The organism is Salmonella sp. NW884, assembly GCF_051700745.1.
GTDB classification, from domain to species: domain Bacteria; phylum Pseudomonadota; class Gammaproteobacteria; order Enterobacterales; family Enterobacteriaceae; genus Salmonella; species Salmonella enterica.
On record NZ_JAMMDE010000015.1, the window covers coordinates 37,086 to 57,998 of the forward strand.

16 protein-coding genes are annotated in these 20,913 nt (G+C 54.4%); 3 read left to right on the forward strand and 13 right to left on the reverse strand.

The annotated features are described in order from the left end of the window. Positions 1 to 4: 4 nt before the first annotated feature. From apaH to lptD, 6 genes are read right to left on the reverse strand one after another with little or no spacing between them, the layout of a single operon-like run. Positions 5 to 853, reverse strand: coding sequence for a bis(5'-nucleosyl)-tetraphosphatase (symmetrical) ApaH (apaH, locus tag NA197_RS21705; protein WP_000257211.1), 849 nt, complete (start codon positions 851 to 853; stop codon positions 5 to 7). 10 nt (positions 854 to 863) lie between these two features. Then, a complete protein-coding gene (apaG, locus tag NA197_RS21710) occupies positions 864 to 1,241 on the reverse strand; it encodes a Co2+/Mg2+ efflux protein ApaG (protein WP_000610894.1) in 378 nt (125 codons plus the stop codon). 2 nt (positions 1,242 to 1,243) lie between these two features. After that, positions 1,244 to 2,065 carry a 16S rRNA (adenine(1518)-N(6)/adenine(1519)-N(6))-dimethyltransferase RsmA gene (gene rsmA, locus NA197_RS21715; protein WP_001065397.1) on the reverse strand — a complete coding sequence of 274 codons (822 nt, stop codon included), beginning with the start codon at positions 2,063 to 2,065 and terminating at the stop codon, positions 1,244 to 1,246. Beyond that, complete coding sequence (pdxA, locus tag NA197_RS21720) at positions 2,062 to 3,051, reverse strand: 4-hydroxythreonine-4-phosphate dehydrogenase PdxA (protein ID WP_000093001.1); 990 nt, start codon at positions 3,049 to 3,051, stop codon at positions 2,062 to 2,064. The genes rsmA and pdxA overlap by 4 nt, the downstream gene beginning before the upstream one ends. Further along, positions 3,051 to 4,337, reverse strand: coding sequence for a peptidylprolyl isomerase SurA (gene surA / locus NA197_RS21725; protein WP_000800482.1), 1,287 nt, complete (start codon positions 4,335 to 4,337; stop codon positions 3,051 to 3,053). The genes pdxA and surA overlap by 1 nt, the downstream gene beginning before the upstream one ends. Before the next feature lie 53 nt (positions 4,338 to 4,390). Further along, on the reverse strand, positions 4,391 to 6,751 hold the full coding sequence (gene lptD / locus NA197_RS21730; RefSeq protein WP_064043299.1) for an LPS assembly protein LptD: 2,361 nt from the start codon (positions 6,749 to 6,751) through the stop codon (positions 4,391 to 4,393). Between the two features lie 253 nt (positions 6,752 to 7,004). On the opposite strand from lptD, the gene djlA reads away from it, so the two are divergent. After that, positions 7,005 to 7,817 carry a co-chaperone DjlA gene (gene djlA, locus NA197_RS21735; protein WP_438796701.1) on the forward strand — a complete coding sequence of 271 codons (813 nt, stop codon included), beginning with the start codon at positions 7,005 to 7,007 and terminating at the stop codon, positions 7,815 to 7,817. Between the two features lie 94 nt (positions 7,818 to 7,911). Here djlA and rluA read toward each other — a convergent pair whose 3' ends face one another. From rluA to NA197_RS21755, 4 genes are all read right to left on the reverse strand, one after another. Beyond that, entirely contained in the window at positions 7,912 to 8,571 is a 660-nt protein-coding gene (gene rluA, locus NA197_RS21740) for a bifunctional tRNA pseudouridine(32) synthase/23S rRNA pseudouridine(746) synthase RluA (RefSeq protein WP_000525196.1), read from the reverse strand. 11 nt (positions 8,572 to 8,582) lie between these two features. Beyond that, on the reverse strand, positions 8,583 to 11,489 hold the full coding sequence (gene rapA, locus NA197_RS21745) for an RNA polymerase-associated protein RapA (RefSeq protein WP_001116966.1): 2,907 nt from the start codon (positions 11,487 to 11,489) through the stop codon (positions 8,583 to 8,585). A gap of 173 nt (positions 11,490 to 11,662) precedes the next feature. Then, entirely contained in the window at positions 11,663 to 14,014 is a 2,352-nt protein-coding gene (gene polB, locus NA197_RS21750) for a DNA polymerase II (RefSeq protein WP_064043300.1), read from the reverse strand. Between the two features lie 43 nt (positions 14,015 to 14,057). Continuing rightward, the gene (locus tag NA197_RS21755; protein ID WP_064043301.1) at positions 14,058 to 14,678 is read right to left on the reverse strand and encodes a YdcF family protein; all 621 of its coding nucleotides are present in this window, start codon (positions 14,676 to 14,678) and stop codon (positions 14,058 to 14,060) included. A gap of 517 nt (positions 14,679 to 15,195) precedes the next feature. Here NA197_RS21755 and NA197_RS21760 point away from each other — a divergent pair. Further along, positions 15,196 to 15,615: a DUF4751 family protein gene (locus tag NA197_RS21760; RefSeq protein WP_064000956.1), complete on the forward strand. Its 420-nt coding sequence runs from the start codon at positions 15,196 to 15,198 to the stop codon at positions 15,613 to 15,615. A gap of 5 nt (positions 15,616 to 15,620) precedes the next feature. On the opposite strand, the gene araD is transcribed toward NA197_RS21760, so the two are convergent. From araD to araB, 3 genes are all read right to left on the reverse strand, one after another. Next, positions 15,621 to 16,316 (reverse strand): L-ribulose-5-phosphate 4-epimerase, encoded by a 696-nt coding sequence (gene araD / locus NA197_RS21765; protein WP_064043302.1) that lies wholly within the window; start codon positions 16,314 to 16,316, stop codon positions 15,621 to 15,623. Positions 16,317 to 16,456: 140 nt separating this feature from the next. Beyond that, on the reverse strand, positions 16,457 to 17,959 hold the full coding sequence (gene araA, locus NA197_RS21770; protein WP_000151693.1) for an L-arabinose isomerase: 1,503 nt from the start codon (positions 17,957 to 17,959) through the stop codon (positions 16,457 to 16,459). A gap of 10 nt (positions 17,960 to 17,969) precedes the next feature. Further along, positions 17,970 to 19,679 carry a ribulokinase gene (araB, locus tag NA197_RS21775; RefSeq protein WP_064043303.1) on the reverse strand — a complete coding sequence of 570 codons (1,710 nt, stop codon included), beginning with the start codon at positions 19,677 to 19,679 and terminating at the stop codon, positions 17,970 to 17,972. A 340-nt stretch (positions 19,680 to 20,019) separates the two neighbouring features. Between araB and araC the strand changes: the two genes are divergently transcribed. Beyond that, entirely contained in the window at positions 20,020 to 20,865 is an 846-nt protein-coding gene (gene araC / locus NA197_RS21780; protein WP_000852387.1) for an arabinose operon transcriptional regulator AraC, read from the forward strand. Positions 20,866 to 20,913 lie beyond the last annotated feature (48 nt).

Sequence of the window (20,913 nt, forward strand, 5' to 3'; positions counted from 1 at the left end):
CCTATCAGGCGTTGACCGCTTCGCCTTCGCCCATATCCATCTGGCGGTTTGACGGCTGCACAAAATACTGTTTATCTTCCCAACGTAAACAGGTTAACTCCCCGCCCCAGCAGCAGCCGGTATCCAGCGCGTAAATACCTTCCGGCGTCCCTTTCCCTTCCAGCGACGCCCAGTGCCCGAACGCAATACTGTAAGCCTCGCTCACCGGCCCCGGAATGGCGAACCACGGCTTCAGCGGCGCAGGGGCATTTTCCGGCGACGCTTTGCTGTACATATCCAGTTGACCGTTAGGAAAGCAGTAACGCATACGGGTAAAAGCATTAGTAATAAAGCGTAGCCGCGCCAGACCGCTTAACTCCGGCGACCAGTTATTCGGCATATCGCCATACATCGCGTCGAGGAAAAACGGGTACGAGTCGCTCGACAGCACCGCTTCAACATCGCGGGCGCACTCTTTTGCCGTCTGCAAATCCCACTGCGGGGTAATACCCGCATGCGCCATGACCAGCTTTTTCTCTTCATCTACCTGCAACAGCGGCTGACGGCGTAACCAATTCAACAGCTCATCGGCGTCCGGCGCTTCAAGAAGCGGGGTCAGCCGGTCTTTAGGTTTGTTGCGGCTAATCCCGGCGAATACGGCCAACAGGTGTAAATCGTGATTCCCCAGCACCAAACGCACGCTATTGCCAAGCGATTTGACGTAGCGTAACACGTCCAGCGAACCGGGACCGCGGGCGACCAAATCGCCAGTCAGCCATAGAGTGTCTGTATCTGGCGTAAATTCCACTTGCTGTAATAAGGCGATCAGTTCGTCGTAGCAACCGTGAACGTCGCCGATGAGATAAGTTGCCATTGTTATAATTTTAGTGAATGAGTGTAGGGACGGCGAGTCGAAACACGGGGATGTCGATGGTAAAGGCGTCGCCATTTTCATCGATCATTTCGTAATGACCCTGCATGGTGCCCAGCGGCGTTTCAATTACCGCGCCGCTGGTGTACTGGTACTCTTCGCCAGGCGCGATGCGCGGCTGGACGCCAACCACACCTTCGCCCTGGACTTCGGTTTCACGGCCATGACCATTGGTAATCAGCCAGTAACGGCCCAATAGCTGCACTGGCGCCCGACCCAGATTGCGGATGGTTACGGTATAGGCAAAAACGTAACGTTCATCGTCAGGTGAGGATTGCGCCTCAATGTAGACGCTTTGCACCTGAATACACACTCTGGGCGAATTGATCATGTTTAACTCTCCTTCAAAGGCGCGTTTTCCGACAGATAATTGGCCATCTGGCAGTACTGCGCGACAGAGATATTTTCCGCGCGCATTGCCGGGTCAATACCCATTTCCGTCAACGTCTCAACGCTAAAAAGATTGCCGAGACTGTTACGGATCGTTTTACGGCGCTGGTTAAAGGCCTCGGTGGTAATACGGCTCAACACGCGAATATCTTTAACCGGGTAAGGCATTGTTGCGTGTGGAACCAGACGCACCACGGCGGAGTCCACTTTGGGCGGCGGCGTGAAGGCGGATGGCGGCACTTCAAGCACCGGGATCACCTGACAGTAATATTGCGCCATCACGCTTAAACGACCATACGCTTTGCTGTTCGGCCCTGCAACCAGACGATTTACCACTTCTTTTTGCAACATAAAGTGCATGTCGGCAATGGCATCAGTATAGCTAAAGAGATGGAACATCAGCGGGGTGGAGATATTATAGGGCAGATTGCCGAACACACGCAGCGGTTGGCCCAACTGCGCAGACAGTTCGCCAAAGTTCATGGTCATGGCGTCCTGCTGATAAATAGTCAGCTTCGGCCCTAAGAACGGATGGGTTTGCAAACGCGCCGCCAGATCGCGGTCAAGTTCAATGACCGTGAGCTTATCCAGTCGTTCGCCGACCGGCTCCGTCAGCGCCGCCAGACCGGGGCCGATTTCAACCATCGCCTGGCCTTTTTGCGGATTAATAGCAGAAACAATACTGTCGATCACAAACCGATCGTTGAGAAAGTTTTGCCCGAAGCGTTTACGGGCTAAATGGCCCTGATGGACTCGATTATTCATTGGGTATTAACAATCATTTTGATGGCGAGATTAAGCGCCGTAATAAAACTGCCGACATCCGCTTTTCCTCGGCCCGCCAGTTCAAGCGCGGTGCCGTGGTCAACGGAGGTTCGAATAAAAGGTAGGCCGAGCGTAATATTCACTCCCCGACCGAATCCCTGGTATTTTAGCACGGGCAGGCCCTGATCGTGGTACATTGCCAGCACCGCGTCGGCATTATCGAGATATTTGGGCTGAAACAGCGTATCAGCAGGTAGCGGCCCGTTGAGTTTCATCCCCTGCGCCCGCAGCTCGTCGAGCACCGGAATGATGGTGTCTATCTCTTCCGTGCCCATATGACCGCCTTCGCCCGCGTGCGGATTCAGGCCACAGACAAGAATGCGCGGTTCGGCAATACCAAATTTGGTCCGCAAATCGTGATGCAAAATAGCAATCACTTCGTGCAAAAGCGCAGGGGTGATGGCGTCTGCAATCGCCCGTAGCGGCAGATGCGTGGTCGCCAGCGCCACGCGAAGTTCTTCGGTTGCCAGCATCATCACGACTTTTTTCGCCTGCGAACGCTCTTCGAAAAACTCGGTATGACCGGTAAACGGAATGCCTGCGTCGTTAATAACGCCTTTGTGCACGGGGCCTGTGATCAGCGCGGCAAATTCACCGTTCAGACAGCCATCACACGCTCGCGCCAGCGTCTCTACCACATAGGGGCCATTTTCTACCGTCAACTGACCGGGGATGGCAGGCGCGCGCAGCGAGACCGGCAATAGGGTCAGCGTTCCCGCGGGCTGCGGCGCAGCGGGGACATCAGGCGAGTAAGGGAGAAGCGAGAGGGGCAGGCCGAGCATGGCGGCGCGCTCCGTCAGGAGCGCGCCGTCCGCACAGACGACCAGTTCAATCGGCCACGCGCGTTGCGCCAGTTGGACAACAAGATCGGGGCCAATCCCGGCGGGTTCGCCGGGAGTGATAACAACGCGTTGCGCACTGCTCATTAGTTACTCAAAATCTTAACGTAAGCGCTGGCGCGCTGTTCTTGCATCCAGGTCGCCGCTTCTTCTGAGAATTTACGGTTCATCAGCATACGATAAGCGCGATCTTTCTGCGCCGCATCGGTTTTGTCTACCTTACGCGTATCCAGCAATTCGATCAGATGCCAGCCGAAAGAGGAGTGTACCGGCGCGCTTATTTGGCCTTTATGCAGCTTCGTTAGCGCGTCGCGGAACGCCGGATCGAAAATATCTGGCGTAGCCCAACCCAAATCACCGCCCTGGTTAGCGGAGCCCGGGTCCTGAGAGTACTCTTTCGCCGCAGCGGCAAATGTGGTTTTACCACTCTTAATGTCAGCCGCGATTTCTTCCAGCTTCAGGCGCGCCTGCTGATCGTTCATGATCGGCGACGGCTTAAGCAGAATATGACGAGCGTGAACTTCGGTCACGGAGATACTCTGGCTCTGACCGCGCAGGTCGTTTACTTTCAGAATGTGGAAGCCGACGCCGGAGCGAATCGGGCCGACAATGTCGCCTTTCTTCGCGGTGCTCAGCGCCTGGGCGAAAATCCCCGGCAGCTCCTGGATACGGCCCCAGCCCATCTGACCGCCTTTTAGCGCCTGCTGGTCGGCAGAGTAGGTAATCGCCAGTTTGCCGAAATCTGCGCCGTTACGCGCTTCTTCAACAATGCTTTCCGCCTGGCGCTGCGCGTCGTTAACCTGCTCGGAGGTTGGGTTTTCCGGCAGAGCAATCAGGATATGGCTCAGGTTCAGCTCGGTGCTGGCGTCGTTTTGGGTGCCAATCTGTTTTGCCAGCGCGTCAACTTCTTGCGGCAAAACGGTGATACGGCGACGAACCTCGTTGTTGCGCACTTCAGAGATAATCATCTCTTTACGAATCTGGTTACGGTAGGTTGAATAGTTCAGCCCATCGTAAGCCAGACGGCTGCGCATCTGATCCATCGTCATATTGTTTTGTTTGGCGATGTTGGCGATGGCCTGATCCAACTGCTCATCCGTGATCTTCACCCCCATCTTCTGACCCATCTGCAGGATAATTTGATCCATAATCAAACGTTCCAGGATCTGGTGACGCAGCGTGGCGTCGTCCGGAAGCTGCTGACCTGCCTGACCCGCGTTGAGTTTGACTGATTGCATTAAGCCATCAACGTCGCTTTCCAGCACGACGCCATTATTGACGACGGCTGCGACTTTATCGACTACCTGGGGGGCAGCGAAACTGGTATTCGCGATCATGGCGATACCGAGAAGCAGCGTTTTCCAGTTCTTCATACTTTTTCCATTTCAATTAACCGCAATGCGGATTACGTTGTAAATCAATCAGATTACATAGAGCTTTGGTACGGCAGAATGTTCGAACGCAACATTTCTTGCGTGCCGAGGCCGTAGTTAGAGCTCAAACCGCGCAGCTCAATGTTGAAGCCAATCGCGTTATCATAAATCGCGTGTTGTTTATCGTTATCCCAACCGTTCAGCTTACGTTCGTATCCGACGCGGATCGCATAGCAGCAAGAGTTGTACTGCAAGCCGAGCATCTGGTCTGCAGGTTTGCTCGAATTGGTATCGAAGTAGTACGCGCCGACAATCGACCAGCGATCGGCAATCGGCCAACTTGCCACCGCGCCCACCTGGTTGATGCCGTTTTTATACTGCTCTGCCGTGGAATAATACGAAGGCAACGTAGCCTGAATATATTCCGGGCTGGCATAGCGGTAGTTCAACTGTACCAGACGATCCTGATCCCGACGGTATTCGAGGCTGCTGCTGCTGGTAGCGACGCTATCCAGACGGGTATCGTACTGCACTCCGCTACGCAGCCCCCAGCGTTCTGAAATACGCCAGTAAGTGTCGCCTGCCCAAACCAGCGAACCGGTTTTGTCGTCATTCTCCCATTTAATGTTGTCATCGCCGGTGCGAGACTCCGTGAAATAGTAGATTTGACCAACAGAAACGTTAAAACGTTCAACGGCGGCATCATCATAAATGCGTGTTGTGACGCCGGTCGTGACCTGGTTGGCGGAAGCAATACGGTCGAGACCGCCATAAGTGCGGTCGCGGAACAGGCCGTTATAGTCGGATTGCAGCAAAGAAGAATCGTAGTTATAGATGCCGCTCTGGTCGCGGTACGGCACATACAGGTACTGCACGCGTGGTTCCAGCGTCTGAGTATACCCCGGCGCCAGCATCGCCATATCGCGTTCGAAGATGAGCTTACCGTCGACTTTAAACTGCGGCATGACGCGGTTAACCGAATCTTCCAGCTTATTTTTATTGTTTGGATCGCTGTTATAGCTGTCCAGATTCGTTTGCTGATAGTGCGTCGCCATCAGCTTCGCTTCGGTGTTCAGACTGCCCCAGCGGTTGGAGAGCGGCAGACTAATGGTCGGCTCCAGGTGGACGCGGGTCGCTTCCGGCATATTGTCTTTGGTGTTAACAAAGTGCACCGCCTGGCCGTAAATCCGGGTATCAAACGGGCCGAGATCGTTATGGTAGTAGTTAACGTCTAACTGCGGCTCCGCTGAATAGCTGCTGGTGTTCTGATCGTTAAACACCTGGAATTGCTTGGTCGACACCGTAGCGTCAAAGTTTTGTACGGCGTAGCCGACGCTGAATTTCTGCGTTGCGTAGCCGTCGGTACTGGAACCGTACTTACTGTCGAAATCATTAAAGTAGCTGGAGTCGCTGACTTTGGTGTAATCGACGTTAAAACGCCACACCTGATCCATCACGCCTGAGTGCTGCCAGTAGAATAACCAGCGGTGCTTATCGCCCTCTTTGGGATGTTCGTCCTCGTAGACTTTATCAGAAGGCAGATAATCTAATTCCATCAACCCGGCGCCGGCCTGCGTGAGATAACGGAATTCGTTCTCCCACATAATATTGCCGCGGCGGTGCATATAGTGCGGGGTGATGGTGGCGTCCATATTGGGCGCGATGTTCCAGTAATACGGTAAGTAGAACTCGAAATAGTTCTTGGTCGTGTATTTCGCGTTCGGGATCAGGAAACCTGAGCGACGTTTGTCACCGACGGGTAGCTGTAAATAGGGGCTATAAAAGATCGGAACCGGACCTACTTTAAACCGGGCGTTCCAGATCTCCGCAACCTGTTCTTCACGGTCATGGATGACTTCACTCCCCACCACGCTCCAGGTATCGGAGCCAGGCAGACAGGAGGTAAAGCTGCCGTTTTCCAGAATGGTATAGCGGTTTTCGCCGCGCTGCTTCATGAGATCGGCTTTACCGCGCCCCTGACGGCCCACCATCTGGTAATCGCCTTCCCAGACGTTCGTGTCTTTGGTGTTCAGGTTCGCCCAGCCCTTCGGCCCTTTAAGGATGACCTGATTGTCATCATAATGCACATTACCCAGCGCATCGACGGTGCGTACAGGTTCCGGCTGACCTTCCGCCTGCTTCTGATGAAGCTGCACTTCATCCGCTTGCAGGCGGCTATTCCCCTGCATAATGTCCACGTTGCCGGTAAAAACGGCATCGTCCGGGTAGTTACCTTTAGCGTTATCGGCATTGATAGTAACCGGCAGATCGTTGGTATCGCCTTTTACCAGAGGACGATCGTAGCTCGGCACGCCCAACATACACTGTGAGGCGAGATCGGCTGCCAGCCCCTGATGACTATAAAGGGCGCTGGCGATCATGGTGGCCAGAAGAGTGGGAATACGTTTTTTCATACGTTGTATTTATTGTTCCATCATCGGTAGCGTTGCGCGTGACAAACGGTCACAGCCTAACTTACTCATCTTCGCTGCGCCAGTGTTAATCCTGCCGTTTAGCGTCTGTGGTGTTAGGCACGGCATTGAATGACAGGTATGATAATGCAAATTATAGGCGATGTCCCACAATTGACCGTAGCCTTCATTCGCAGAAAAGCACCTTATTTTGTGGGAGATAGCCTCACCGATAGCGTAACGTTTTGGGGAGTCTATGCAGTACTGGGGAAAGATAATTGGCGTCGCCGTAGCCCTGATGATGGGCGGCGGCTTTTGGGGCGTGGTCCTGGGTCTGCTGGTGGGCCATATGTTCGACAAAGCCCGCAGCCGAAAAATGGCGTGGTTTGCCAACCAGCGGGAACGGCAGGCGCTGTTTTTTGCCACCACCTTTGAGGTGATGGGCCACTTAACCAAATCAAAAGGACGGGTGACGGAAGCGGATATTCATATCGCCAGTCAGTTGATGGATCGTATGAATTTACACGGCGATTCACGTACAGCCGCGCAGAACGCCTTTCGGGTCGGAAAAGCGGATAATTACCCATTACGTGAAAAGATGCGGCAGTTTCGTAGCATCTGCTTCGGGCGTTTTGATCTGATCCGGATGTTTCTGGAAATTCAGATCCAGGCGGCGTTTGCCGATGGCTCGCTACACCCTAATGAGCGGGAAGTGCTGTATGTGATTGCGGAAGAGTTAGGTATTTCCCGCGTACAGTTCGATCAGTTTCTGCGCATGATGCAGGGCGGCGCGCAGTTTGGCGGCGGTTATCATCAACAGTCCGGCGGCGGCTGGCAGCAGGCGCAGCGCGGCCCGACGCTGGAAGATGCCTGTAATGTGCTGGGGGTTAAAACCACCGACGATGCAACCACCATTAAACGCGCTTATCGCAAACTGATGAGCGAGCATCATCCGGACAAACTGGTCGCGAAAGGTTTACCGCCGGAAATGATGGAGATGGCGAAGCAAAAAGCGCAGGAAATTCAGAAAGCGTATGAGCTAATCAAAGAACAGAAAGGCTTCAAGTGATTGAATTGCCGGATGCGGCTAGCGCCTTATCCGGCCTACGTTAATGAATGTAGGCCGGGCAAGCGAAGCGCCCCGGCATAAATTGGCTCAGAATTTAAAAATCTGCCGGGACTTTAAACGTCATGCTGTTACCGTAAGCGGGATGGGTAATGGTCAGCATTTCGGCGTGTAACTGCAAACGCGGCGCTAGCGACAACGCTTCCGGCGAGGCGTAAAACCGATCGCCTAAAATCGGGTGGCCTAACGCCAGCATATGCACACGAAGCTGATGCGAACGCCCGGTGATCGGTTTGAGCACCACGCGGGCGGTATTATCCGCCGCAAACTCCACCACGTTATATTCCGTTTGCGCCGGTTTGCCGGTTTCATAACACACTTTCTGCTTTGGCCGGTTCGGCCAGTCGCAGATGAGCGGTAAGTCGACCAGTCCTTCCGCCGGGGAGGGATGCCCCCATACGCGCGCCACATACTGCTTTTTCGGCTCACGTTCGCGGAACTGGCGTTTTAGCTCCCGTTCCGCGGCTTTGGTCAGCGCCACTACAATCACGCCGCTGGTGGCCATATCCAGACGATGCACCGACTCTGCCTGCGGGTAGTCGCGCTGGATACGCGTCATAATGCTGTCTTTGTGCGCTTCCAGACGCCCCGGCACGGACAACAGGCCGCTGGGCTTATTGACCACCATAATGTGCTCATCCTGATACAGGATAACCAGCCAGGGTTCCTGCGGCGGATTGTAGTTTTCCATCCCCATGTACGGCTCCGTTATTGGTGCGTGACGACGATAAGACGCAGCGCGTCCAGACGCCAGCCTGCCTGATTCAGGCTTTCCAGCACCTGCTGACGGTTGCTGTCGATAGCGGCAAGTTCGTCGTCGCGAATGTTCGGGTTGACGGCGCGCAGCGCTTCCAGACGCGACAGTTCCCCGGACAGTTTTTCATCCGCCTCGCGGCGCGCGTTATCAATCAGCGCTCTGGCGGACTTTTCAATCTGCGTCTCGCCCAGTTGCAAAATGGCGTGGACGTCCTGTTGCACGGCGTTAACCAGTTTGCTGCCGGTGTGGCGATTCACGGCGCTGAGCTGACGGTTGAAGGTTTCAAACTCGACCTGGGCGGCCAGATTGTTGCCGTTTTTATCTAACAGCATACGTACCGGCGTCGGCGGCAGGAAGCGGTTCAGTTGTAGCTGTTTCGGCGCCTGCGCTTCCACGACGTAAACCAGTTCGACCAGCAGCGTGCCGACGGGCAGCGCTTTATTTTTCAACAGCGAAATGGTGCTGCTGCCGGTGTCGCCGGAGAGGATCAGATCCAGTCCGTTACGGATGAGCGGATGTTCCCAGGTAATAAACTGCGCATCTTCGCGAGACAGGGCTACGTCACGTTCAAACGTGATAGTACAGCCGTCTTCCGGCAGGCCGGGGAAATCCGGCACCAACATGTGGTCGGACGGCGTCAGTACGATCAGGTTGTCGCCGCGATCGTCCTGGTTAATGCCGACGATATCGAACAGGTTCATGGCGAACGCGATCAGGTTGGTGTCGTCGTCCTGTTCTTCAATGCTTTGTGCAAGCTGTTGGGCTTTTTCACCACCGTTGGAGTGGATCTCCAGCAGGCGGTCGCGGCCCTGTTCTAACTGGGCTTTTAGCGCTTCATGTTGCTCGCGGCAGGATTTGATCAGATCGTCAAACCCGTCGGTTTCTTCAGGCGCGGCCAGATAGTTAATCAGACTGGCGTAGGCTGAATCATAAATCGCGCGACCGGTCGGGCAGGTGTGCTCAAAGGCGTCCAGCCCTTCGTGATACCAGCGAACCAGCACCGACTGGGCGGTTTTTTCCAGGTACGGGACGTGGATCTGGATATCATGCGCCTGGCCGATACGATCCAGACGACCAATACGCTGTTCCAGCAGATCCGGGTTAAACGGCAAGTCGAACATCACCAGATTGCTGGCAAACTGGAAGTTACGTCCTTCGGAGCCGATTTCGGAACATAACAGCACCTGCGCGCCGGTATCTTCTTCGGCGAACCAGGCGGCGGCGCGGTCGCGTTCGATAATCGACATGCCCTCATGGAACACGGCGGCGCGGATGCCTTCGCGTTCGCGCAGCACCTGCTCCAGCTGTAACGCGGTGGTCGCCTTAGCGCAGATCACCAGCACTTTTTGCGAACGATGGCTGGTCAGATAGCCCATCAGCCACTCAACGCGTGGGTCGAAGTTCCACCAGGTGCCGGTATCGCCTTCGAACTCCTGATAAATTTGTTCCGGATAGAGCATATCGCGGGCGCGATCTTCCGCGCTTTTACGCGCGCCCATAATGCCGGAGACCTTAATGGCGGTCTGATACTGGGTCGGCAGCGGCAGTTTTACCGTATGCAGTTCACGTTTCGGGAACCCCTTGACGCCGTTACGGGTGTTGCGGAACAGAACGCGGCTGGTGCCGTGGCGATCCATCAGCATCGACACCAGCTCATCACGGGCGGCCTGCGCATCGTCGCGATCGCTATTAGCGGCCTGCAACAGCGGTTCAATATCCTGTTCGCCGATCAGATCGCCCAGCCTGTTCAGTTCGTCGTTGCTGAGTTTATTGCCCGCCAGCAGCATGGCCACCGCATCGGCGACAGGACGGTAGTTTTTCTGTTCTTCGACAAACTGTTCGAAATCGTGGAAACGGTTCGGATCGAGCAGGCGCAGACGGGCGAAATGGCTTTCCATCCCCAGCTGTTCTGGCGTGGCGGTCAGCAGCAGCACGCCCGGCACGCGTTCAGCTAACTGTTCGATGGCCATATATTCACGGCTCGGCGCATCGGTACTCCACACCAGATGATGCGCTTCGTCGACCACCAGCAAATCCCACTCGGCGTCGCACAAATGTTCCAGACGCTGCTTATTACGGCGGGCGAAATCCAGCGAACAGATCACCAGTTGTTCGGTTTCAAACGGGTTATACGCGTCGTGCTGCGCTTCGGTATAGCGTTCGTCATCGAACAGCGCGAAGCGCAGGTTGAAACGGCGCAGCATTTCTACCAGCCACTGGTGTTGCAGGGTTTCCGGAACGATGATCAATACGCGTTCCGCCGCGCCGGATAATAACTGTTGATGCAGAATCATCCCGGCTTCAATGGTTTTACCTAAGCCCACTTCATCCGCCAGCAGTACGCGCGGCGCGTGGCGACGACCCACATCATGAGCGATATTAAGCTGATGCGGGATCAGGTTGGTCCGCTGACCGCGCAGGCCGCTGTATGGCATCCGGTACTGCTCGCTCTGAAATTTACGGGCGCGATAGCGCAGCGCGAACCGATCCATTCGATCGATTTGACCGGCGAACAGACGATCCTGGGGCTTACTGAAAACCAACTTGCTGTCGAGCAGAACCTCGCGCAACGTCACATTGGTCTCTTCGGTATCCAGGCGGGTGCCGACATAAACAAGCAGGCCATTTTCTTCTTTTACTTCATCGATATGTAGCTGCCAGCCTTCATGGCTTGTAATCGTATCGCCAGGGTTGAACATGACGCGGGTCACGGGAGAATCACTGCGCGCATACAGGCGGTTTTCCCCCGTGGACGGGAAAAGTAAGGTGACGGTTCGCGCATCCATCGCAACAACGGTTCCAAGTCCCAGCTCGCTTTCTGTATCGCTGATCCAGCGTTGACCAAGTGTAAAAGGCATATGTGTTCGGCTCTATATCTTTAATTGCAGGCATTACTCGCCATTCCCAGGCGACAGCACTGGATAATTGCGAGTATACGACCCCGCTACCAGGCTAATGTGGTAGTGGCGTTAATTAGGTCCAGGAATGGAAAGGGCGCTATGGTACTGGAAGGCAGCGCTTTCGTCACGCGTCAAAATAACCCCAGTTGCCCGGTCAGTAGTGTAGCAAAATTATCTTCAACGAAGGGAAGAATTCCTTCCGCCACGGGTTGTAGCTGGCGGGTAAGATAGTGTTCGTAATCCAGCGGCGACTGCTGGTAATCCACGGGCTCGGGGCCGTTAACAGTCCAGACATATTTTATAGCGCCGCGATTCTGATACTGCGCCGGACGGCCCCGCTTCAGGTTTTGTTCATCCGCCAGCCGGGCGGCGCGAACGTGCGGCGGGACGTTACGCTGGTACTCATGTAAAGGGCGACGCAGACGCTTGCGATAAACCAGCTGCGCGTCCAGTTCGCCCGCCATCAGTTTATCGATAGTCTCACGCACATAGTCTTGATAAGGTTCATTGCGAAAAACGCGCAGATACAGCTCCTGTTGAAAGCGCTGCGCCAGCGGCGTCCAGTCGGTCCGCACCGTTTCCAGACCTTTAAATACCATGCGCTGGTTGTCGCCTTCCTGAATCAGACCCGCGTAGCGTTTTTTACTGCCAGTATCCGCGCCGCGGATGGTCGGCATCAGAAAACGGCAAAAGTGGGTTTCAAACTCCAGCTCCAGCGCGCTGGTCAACTTTTGCTGTTGTAACGTTTGCGCCCACCATTCGTTCACGTGACGCACCAGCCTGTGCCCGATTTCCGCCGCGTCGGCTTCTGAATGCGCACGCCGGAGCCAGACGAAAGTGGAATCGGTATCGCCATAAATTACGTTATAACCCTGCGCCTCAATCAGCGCTTTGGTCTGGCGCATAATCGCATGACCGCGCATGGTGATTGACGACGCCAGACGGGGATCGAAAAAGCGACAGGCCGTGGTGCCGAGTACGCCATAAAAGGCGTTCATAATGATTTTAAGCGCCTGCGAGAGCGGTTTATTGCCCTGACGTTTGGCTTCATCGCGCCCGTGCCAGATTTGGCTAACAATTTCCGGCAGGCAGTGCTTTTCTCGTGAAAACCAGGCGTCAAGGAAACCTTCGGTACTGTGTTCCGGGTCCGGCTGCGCCATGCCTTCGACCAGCCCGACGGGATCAATCAAAAACGTGCGGATAATCGACGGGTACAGGCTTTTATAATCCAGCACCAGTACTGAATCGTATAATCCGGGTTGTGAATCCATTACGTAGCCGCCGGGACTTGCCAGCGGCGGCACTTCGCCGAGATTGGGCGCGACATAGCCGGCGCGGTGCATTCGCGGAAAGTAAAGATGCCCGAATGCGGCGACCGAACCGCCGTGGCGATCGACCGGCAGGCCGTTGATCGTCGCGCGTTCCAGCAAAAACGGCATGATCTCGGTTTTATGGAAAATGCGCGTGACCAGCTCGCAGTCTTTCAGGTTGTAGGTGGCGAGGGCGGGTTTATCCTGGGCAAAGCGGCGATCGATCTCATCCATACGATCCCAGGGGTTATCAATGGATTTTCCTTCGCCGAGCAGTTCCTGCGAGACGGCTTCCAGCGAAAAAGACGAAAAATTCCAGAACGCGGATTTAAGCGCGTCGATACCATCGATAATGACTCGCCCTCTGGACTGGGCGAAAAAAACGCCGTTTTTGAAGCCATGTTCGCGCCACTCCAGTTCGCTATTGTCTCGCCCCAGCCGTAAAGGGATACGGTAGCGTTCGGCATATTTTTGCAGCATACGCAGGTCGAACTGCACCACGTTCCAGCCGATGATGACGTCAGGATCATGTTCGGCAAACCAGGCGTTGAGTTTTTCCAGCAGCTGCGGGCGGCTGGCGACATACACAAGCTCGAAGTCCAGTTGGCGGTCATCGCCGTTCGCCGGGCCCAGCATATAAACGGTACGCTGGCCGCAGCCTTCCAGACCAATGCAATACAGCTCGCCGTGTCGCGTGGTTTCGATATCCAGCGAGACCCATTTTAGCGGCGGTCGATAGTCGGGGTGGGGTTTAAGACGCGCATTGCGGATAACGCCGTTACGCATCTCGCCATCTACCCAAACGGGCGACGTAATAAAACGTTCCATCAGGTAACGTTCCGGCGGGCGGACATCCGCTTCATAAACGGTGACGCCGTTTTCGCGCAGCAGTTTTTCCATTCGCATAAGCTGGCGGTGAGTGCGGCAATACAGACCGGATACCGGCTGACGGTGAAAGTCTCGCAGCTGGAGCGGCGTCAGGCGATAGTCTTTTTCCGCCTGTAGCAGCGAGGCGGCGCGGGAGGTCTGGCTGGTCGGAATAAACGCCACGGACTCTTGCGGCGCCAGCGTCGCCTGCACAGGGCCGTTGTCTGTCGCCAGCCAGAAAGAGACCTCCGTCCCTTGCGGCGTATCCCGCCAGTGCCGGGTTAAAATGAAACCTGCCTGCGCCACGATGATTACCTGTCTAAAAAATTCACGCTAATTATAACCTGTTTTAGGGGGTAATACTGTTATTTTGTACAGGCATATAACGTAAAAGCCGATATCCGCTGTAATAAAAAGTTTCTCGCAGTAAGAAGCGGGTTTGCGCCCACCAGGATTTATAGCGGGTGGATCGCTTGGGTGATGAGCGGCTATCGATACCATTATCCTGAGCGATAGTTTTCAGACGCAGCATATGCAGCGGATCGCTGACCAGTAACGCTGTGCGCCATTGTTGTTGTCGCAGTATCTGTTTTGCGTAACGAATATTTTCGCGCGTCACGGTAGAGCGCTCTTCAATAAAAATCGCCTTAGCCGGAATGCCTTTTTCCAGAACGTATTGACGGGCTATCGCCGCATCGGAAACCGTTGCGCCAGCGCCGTAGCCGCCGGTTAATACCAACGCGCGGACAATGTGTTGTTGGTAAAGCCAGATGGCATGATCCAGTCTGGCCTGAAAAACGGGAGAAGGCGTTTTTCCGCTAACGCCTGCTCCTGCGACAATCGCGCAGTCAGCTACGCGCGTCTGGTTTTGCTGACTGAACTGATAAATAGCGATAGCGTTATGGATAAACACCATGGCCATAATGAGAATGATGCCTGCCGCGATTCTGAGGATGTAGCGATATTTCATGAATGAGTTCGTTCCCCGTGACGGGTGTAATGGATATTTTAACGATAAAATGGCTTTTAGCGTCAGATATTTTTGCTGACGTATATTTATCAATATAATGATGCCGGTATATACAGCAGATATAATTATCCTATAACTGCTAATTTTGAATCATGTTTATTTACAGTTTTTACCCATGTATTAGCCGTTTTGTGTCAAGTCTGTTTTCATACATTAAGTATTTTTCAGAAAGGCGCTTGTTCGAATCTGTTACTTATTTCTCGGATTAACAAAAAAGCGATATTTTTTGTTTGTTTTACTTAATGAAAAGTGTAACAATTTCATTTGGAACATCCGCACCGTCAGGTAGAAATATAATATTCCAATTGGCCGCTATGGTTAAATAAAAATGGATTACAGTGCGAATTCGTCGGGAACTCTCTGCATAATTTAATTTTTATTTCAGAATATAATTTTATTTTGACTTTCAGGTGCGGGTGTTTTTATCAAAATTTGTGGTATTCGGGAATGATCTTTTATGAATGTGAATATGCAGGCGTGCCTGGTAGGGAACGACCGTTATCTTTTCGTCAATACTCAACGCGCTAACCCTTCCATAAAAACCGTGAGTCGATTTTTTGAGTATAAAACATGGACAGAACAGATTTGGCGTACAGAAATTATTGAAAACGGCAATGCTTTTTTTCACTGGCAAGGACACGACAGAAAAAACGGACATCGGGATACCATTATTAACTATCTGTTAAATGGGCAACGCTGGCAGTCAACAATCGAAGATTATATTTTCTTCCATGCGCTGGAAGGAAAAGCGTGGCAGGGACATTATGATAATATTATTGAATATGTGAGTTCTGATCATTACGTCTATCAAAGCGCATTTGCTGAATATATCACCGACCAGACTCATCAACGCGCCCCCCATGGGACGCGTTTTTAGAGGCATTACTGCCCGTAATAGGCTTTTGCGCCGTGTTTGCGTAAATAGTGTTTATCCAGCAGGGATTGCTGCATGTCGGGCAACTGCGGCGCAAGCTGGCGGCAGAAGATCCCCATATAGGCCACTTCTTCCAGCACGATGGCGTTATGCACGGCATCCTCGGCATTTTTACCCCAGGCAAACGGGCCGTGCGAATGGACAAGCACGCCGGGCATTTGAGCGGCATCAATACCTTGTTTTTCAAAGGTTTCAACAATGACATTGCCCGTTTCCCATTCATACTCGCCATTAATTTCCGCCTCGGTCATTTTGCGAGTGCAGGGAATCGTACCGTAGAAATAGTCGGCGTGGGTGGTGCCCGTCGCCGGAATCGGCTGACCCGCCTGCGCCCAGATAGTCGCGTGGCGCGAATGGGTGTGTACGATGCCGCCGATAGCCGGAAATGCCTGATATAACAAACGGTGGGTTGGCGTATCGGACGACGGTTTCTTATGACCTTCAACGACTTCACCGCTCTCCAGACTGACCACCACCATATCGTCAGCGGTCATGGCGCTATAATCGACGCCGGACGGCTTAATCACCAGTACGCCGCGTTCGCGATCGACGGCGCTAACGTTACCCCAGGTGAGGGTGACCAGGTTGTGTTTTGGCAGCGCCAGATTGGCTTCCAGTACCTGGCGTTTGAGATCTTCTAACATTGTTTTCTCCCTGCCGGATGGCGCTTCGCTTATCCGGCCTACGAGCGACGGTGTGCCGGATGGCGACATAAATGCCTTATTCGGCCTACAGGACCGTAGGCCCGGTAAACGCAGTGCCACCGGGCATTCAGACTCCACTTTTAGCGTTTTAAACCGTAATACACCTCGTTCCAGCGCAGCGCGTCCTTAAAGGCCGGCAGACGGGTATCGTTATCAATTACCGCGATTTCGATATCGTGTATTTCTGCGAACTGGCGCATATCGTTTAGATCCAGCGCGTGGCTGAAGACGGTATGGTGCGCGCCGCCAGCCAGAATCCACGCTTCGGAGGCGGTCGGCAGATCCGGCTGCGCCTTCCACAGCGCGTTAGCCACCGGCAGTTTCGGCAGGGAGTGCGGCGTTTTTACGGTGTCAATGCAGTTGACCAGCAGGCGGTAACGATCGCCGAGGTCGATCAGGCTGGCGACGATCGCCGGGCCGGTTTGGGTATTGAAAATCAAACGCGCCGGATCTTCCTTGCCGCCAATGCCGAGGTGCTGGACGTCGAGGATCGGTTTCTCTTCCACCGCGATGGAGGGACACACTTCCAGCATGTGCGAGCCGAGCACCAGATCGTTGCCTTTCTCGAAGTGGTAGGTGTAATCCTCCATAAATGAGGTGCCGCCCTGCAGACCGGTTGACATCACTTTCATAATGCGAAGCAGAGCGGCGGTTTTCCAGTCGCCTTCGCCCGCAAAGCCGTAGCCCTGCTGCATCAGACGCTGTACGGCCAGACCCGGAAGCTGTTTCAGACCGTGTAAATCTTCAAAAGTAGTAGTGAATGCGTGGAAGCCGCCCTGTTCCAGGAAACGCTTCATCCCCAGTTCAATGCGCGCCGCTTCCCGCACGTTCTGGCGTTTATCGCCGTGGATCTGGGTGGCGGGCGTCAGGGTATAGCTGCTTTCATACTCGTCAATCAGAGCGTTGATATCGCCGTCGCCGATAGAATTCACCACCTGCACCAGATCGCCGACCGCCCAGGTATTGACCGAAAAGCCAAATTTGATTTGCGCGGCCACTTTATCACCGTCAGTCACTGCGACTTCACGCATATTGTCGCCGAAGCGGCAGACTTTTAGCTGGCGGGTATCCTGTTTAGAGACCGCCTGGCGCATCCAGGCGCCGATACGCGTATGGGCCTCTTTATCCTGCCAGTGGCCAGTGACGACCGCGTGCTGCTGGCGCATCCGCGCGCCGATAAAACCGAACTCGCGGCCGCCGTGCGCAGTCTGGTTCAGGTTCATAAAGTCCATATCGATGCTGTCCCACGGCAGGGCGGCGTTAAATTGGGTATGGAATTGCAGTAGTGGTTTGTTAAGAATACTCAGCCCGTTGATCCACATTTTGGCCGGGGAGAAGGTGTGCAGCCAGACCACCAGCCCCGCGCAGCGATCGTCATAATTGGCGTCACGACAAATGGCGGTAATCTCATCCGGCGAGGTGCCCAGCGGTTTTAATACCAGTTTACATGGCAGTTTGGCTTCGGTATTCAGCGCGTTGACCACATGCTCGGCATGTTGAGTGACCTGACGCAGGGTTTCTGCGCCATACAAATGCTGGCTGCCAATCACAAACCATACTTCATAATTATCAAAAATCGTCATTGTCGTGTCCTTAATGAGTCAGGATTGCCTGATTGGCCGGGGTCGTTGGCGCCGGCGCGGCAGTCGGAAGATAATGTTGTTCTGCGCTTAGCGCCCACTGCTGGTAGCGGCGGTAAAGCTGTTCGAAGCGTTGCGCCTGTTCAGGGTGGGGGCGCAGAGTGCGTTCTACCGCGCTCGCCATGCTTTGCTGGGCGGCTGGAATGTCGGCATGGACTTTCGCAGCGACGGCGGCAAAGATAGCGGCGCCTAATGCGCAACACTGGTCGGAAGCGACGATCTGCAACGGACGATTCAGTACGTCGCAGCAGACCTGCATAATGACCTGATTTTTACGGGCGATGCCGCCAAGCGCCATCACGTTATTGACCGCGATACCCTGATCGGTAAAACACTCCTGAATGGCGCGCGCGCCGAAGGCGGTCGAAGCGACCAGACCGCCAAACAGCGCTGGCGCGTCGGTGGCGAGATTGAGATCGGTAATGACGCCTTTCAGACGCTGATTAGCGTTTGGCGTGCGGCGACCGTTAAACCAGTCGAGCACCACCGGCAGGTGATCCAGGGACGGATTTTTCGCCCAGGCGTCGGTGAGCGCTGGCAGTAGCTGCTTCTGGCTGGCGTTAATCTGGGGTTTCAGTTCCGGGTGCTGCGCGGCAAGTTGCTCCAGCGGCCAGCTCAACACGCGGCTAAACCAGGCGTAGATATCGCCGAAAGCAGATTGCCCCGCTTCCAGACCGATAAAGTTCGGCACCACGCTGCCGTCAACCTGACCGCAAATGCCTTTCACGGCGCGATCCCCGACGCTCTGTTTATCCGCAATCAGAATGTCGCAGGTAGACGTGCCGATGACTTTTACCAGCGTATTGGGCTGTGCGCCCGCGCCGACCGCGCCCATGTGGCAGTCGAACGCGCCGCCGGAAATCACCACGCTTTCCGGCAAGCCGAGGCGCTGCGCCCATTCGGCGCACAGGGTGCCCACGGGCAGATCGGCGGTGAAGGTTTCGCTAAATAACGGGTAGCGCAGATGACGGTTAATGCACGGATCGAGTTCATCAAAGAAGCTCGCGGGCGGCAGACCGCCCCAGCTTTCATGCCACAGTGTTTTGTGCCCGGCGCTGCAGCGGCCACGGCGGATATCCTGCGGGCGAGTGGTACCGGAAAGCAGCGCCGGCACCCAGTCACACAGTTCAATCCACGAGACGGCGGCCTGCGCGACGGCGCTATCCTGGCGGGTGACGTGCAGAATCTTCGCCCAGAACCATTCGCTGGAGTAAATGCCGCCAATATAGCGGGAGTAGTCGACCTTACCTGGCTTATGGCACAGACGAGTGATTTCGTCGGCCTCTTCCACGGCGGTGTGATCTTTCCACAGCACAAACATCGCATTCGGGTTCTCGGCGAACTCTGGACGCAGCGCCAGGACGTTACCGTCGGCGTCAATCGGCGCTGGCGTAGAGCCGGTGCTGTCAACGCCAATGCCAACGACATTTGCGCGTTGCGCGGCGCTTAATTGTGCCAGAACGGCTTTCAGCGCGGCCTCCATTGACTCCATGTAGTCGCGCGGATGATGACGGAACTGGTTGTTCGGGCCGTCGCAATAACGGCCTTCTTGCCAGCGCGGATACCACTCTACGCTGGTGGCGATCTCGTCGCCGGTGGCGCAGTCCACTGCCAGAGCGCGCACTGAATCACTGCCAAAATCGAGGCCAATTGCAATTGCCATCGTCTTACTCCATCCAGAAAAACAGGTATGGAGAAACAGTAGAGAGTCGCGGCAAAAACCGTCAGGCAGGATCCGCTAATCTTATGGACAAAAATGCTAATGCTTTGCAAAGTGTGACGCTGTGCAAATATTCAATGTGGACATTCCAGCCATAGTTATAGACACTTCTGTTACTTAATTTTATCGCCTGAACTGTACGCTTTTGTTACAAAGCGCTTTTCACAAGCGGGGTTGATACGTGCTTTCATCAAGCGCAAGGTCTTGCGGAGACGTAAGCACTGTCGTCCTGGTCAATATGGACAATTTGTTTCTTCTCTGAACATCGGGGGGTAGAGAAATCATGGCTGAAACGCAAAATGATCCGCTATTGCCGGGATATTCATTTAATGCCCATCTGGTCGCCGGGCTGACGCCAATTGAAGCGAATGGATATCTGGATTTTTTTATCGATCGTCCGTTGGGCATGAAGGGATATATTCTTAACCTGACCATCCGCGGAGAGGGCGTCATTAATAATAATGGCGAGCAGTTTGTCTGTCGGCCTGGCGATATATTATTGTTTCCGCCGGGCGAGATTCATCACTATGGACGGCATCCGGACGCCAGCGAGTGGTATCACCAGTGGGTTTATTTCCGGCCTCGCGCCTACTGGCAGGAGTGGCTGACCTGGCCGACAATCTTTGCCCAGACAGGATTTTTCCGCCCGGACGAGGCGCGCCAGCCGCATTTCAGCGAACTGTTCGGGCAGATCATCAGCGCCGGGCAAGGGGAAGGTCGCTATTCTGAGCTACTGGCGATCAATCTGCTGGAGCAGTTGTTGCTCAGACGTATGGCGGTAATTAATGAGTCGTTGCATCCGCCGATGGATAGCCGTGTGCGCGATGCCTGCCAGTATATCAGCGACCATCTGGCGGACAGTCATTTTGATATCGCCAGCGTCGCCCAGCATGTCTGCCTGTCGCCCTCCCGGTTATCGCATCTGTTCCGCCAGCAGTTAGGCATTAGCGTATTGAGTTGGCGCGAAGATCAGCGTATCAGCCAGGCGAAACTCCTGCTTAGCACCACGCGAATGCCGATAGCGACCGTTGGGCGCAATGTTGGATTTGACGATCAGCTCTATTTTTCGCGGGTATTTAAAAAATGCACCGGGGCAAGTCCTAGCGAGTTCAGGGCCGGATGTGAATAAAAAGTGAATGATGTGTCCACAAAGATGTCATAAGCCGTAACTATTCGG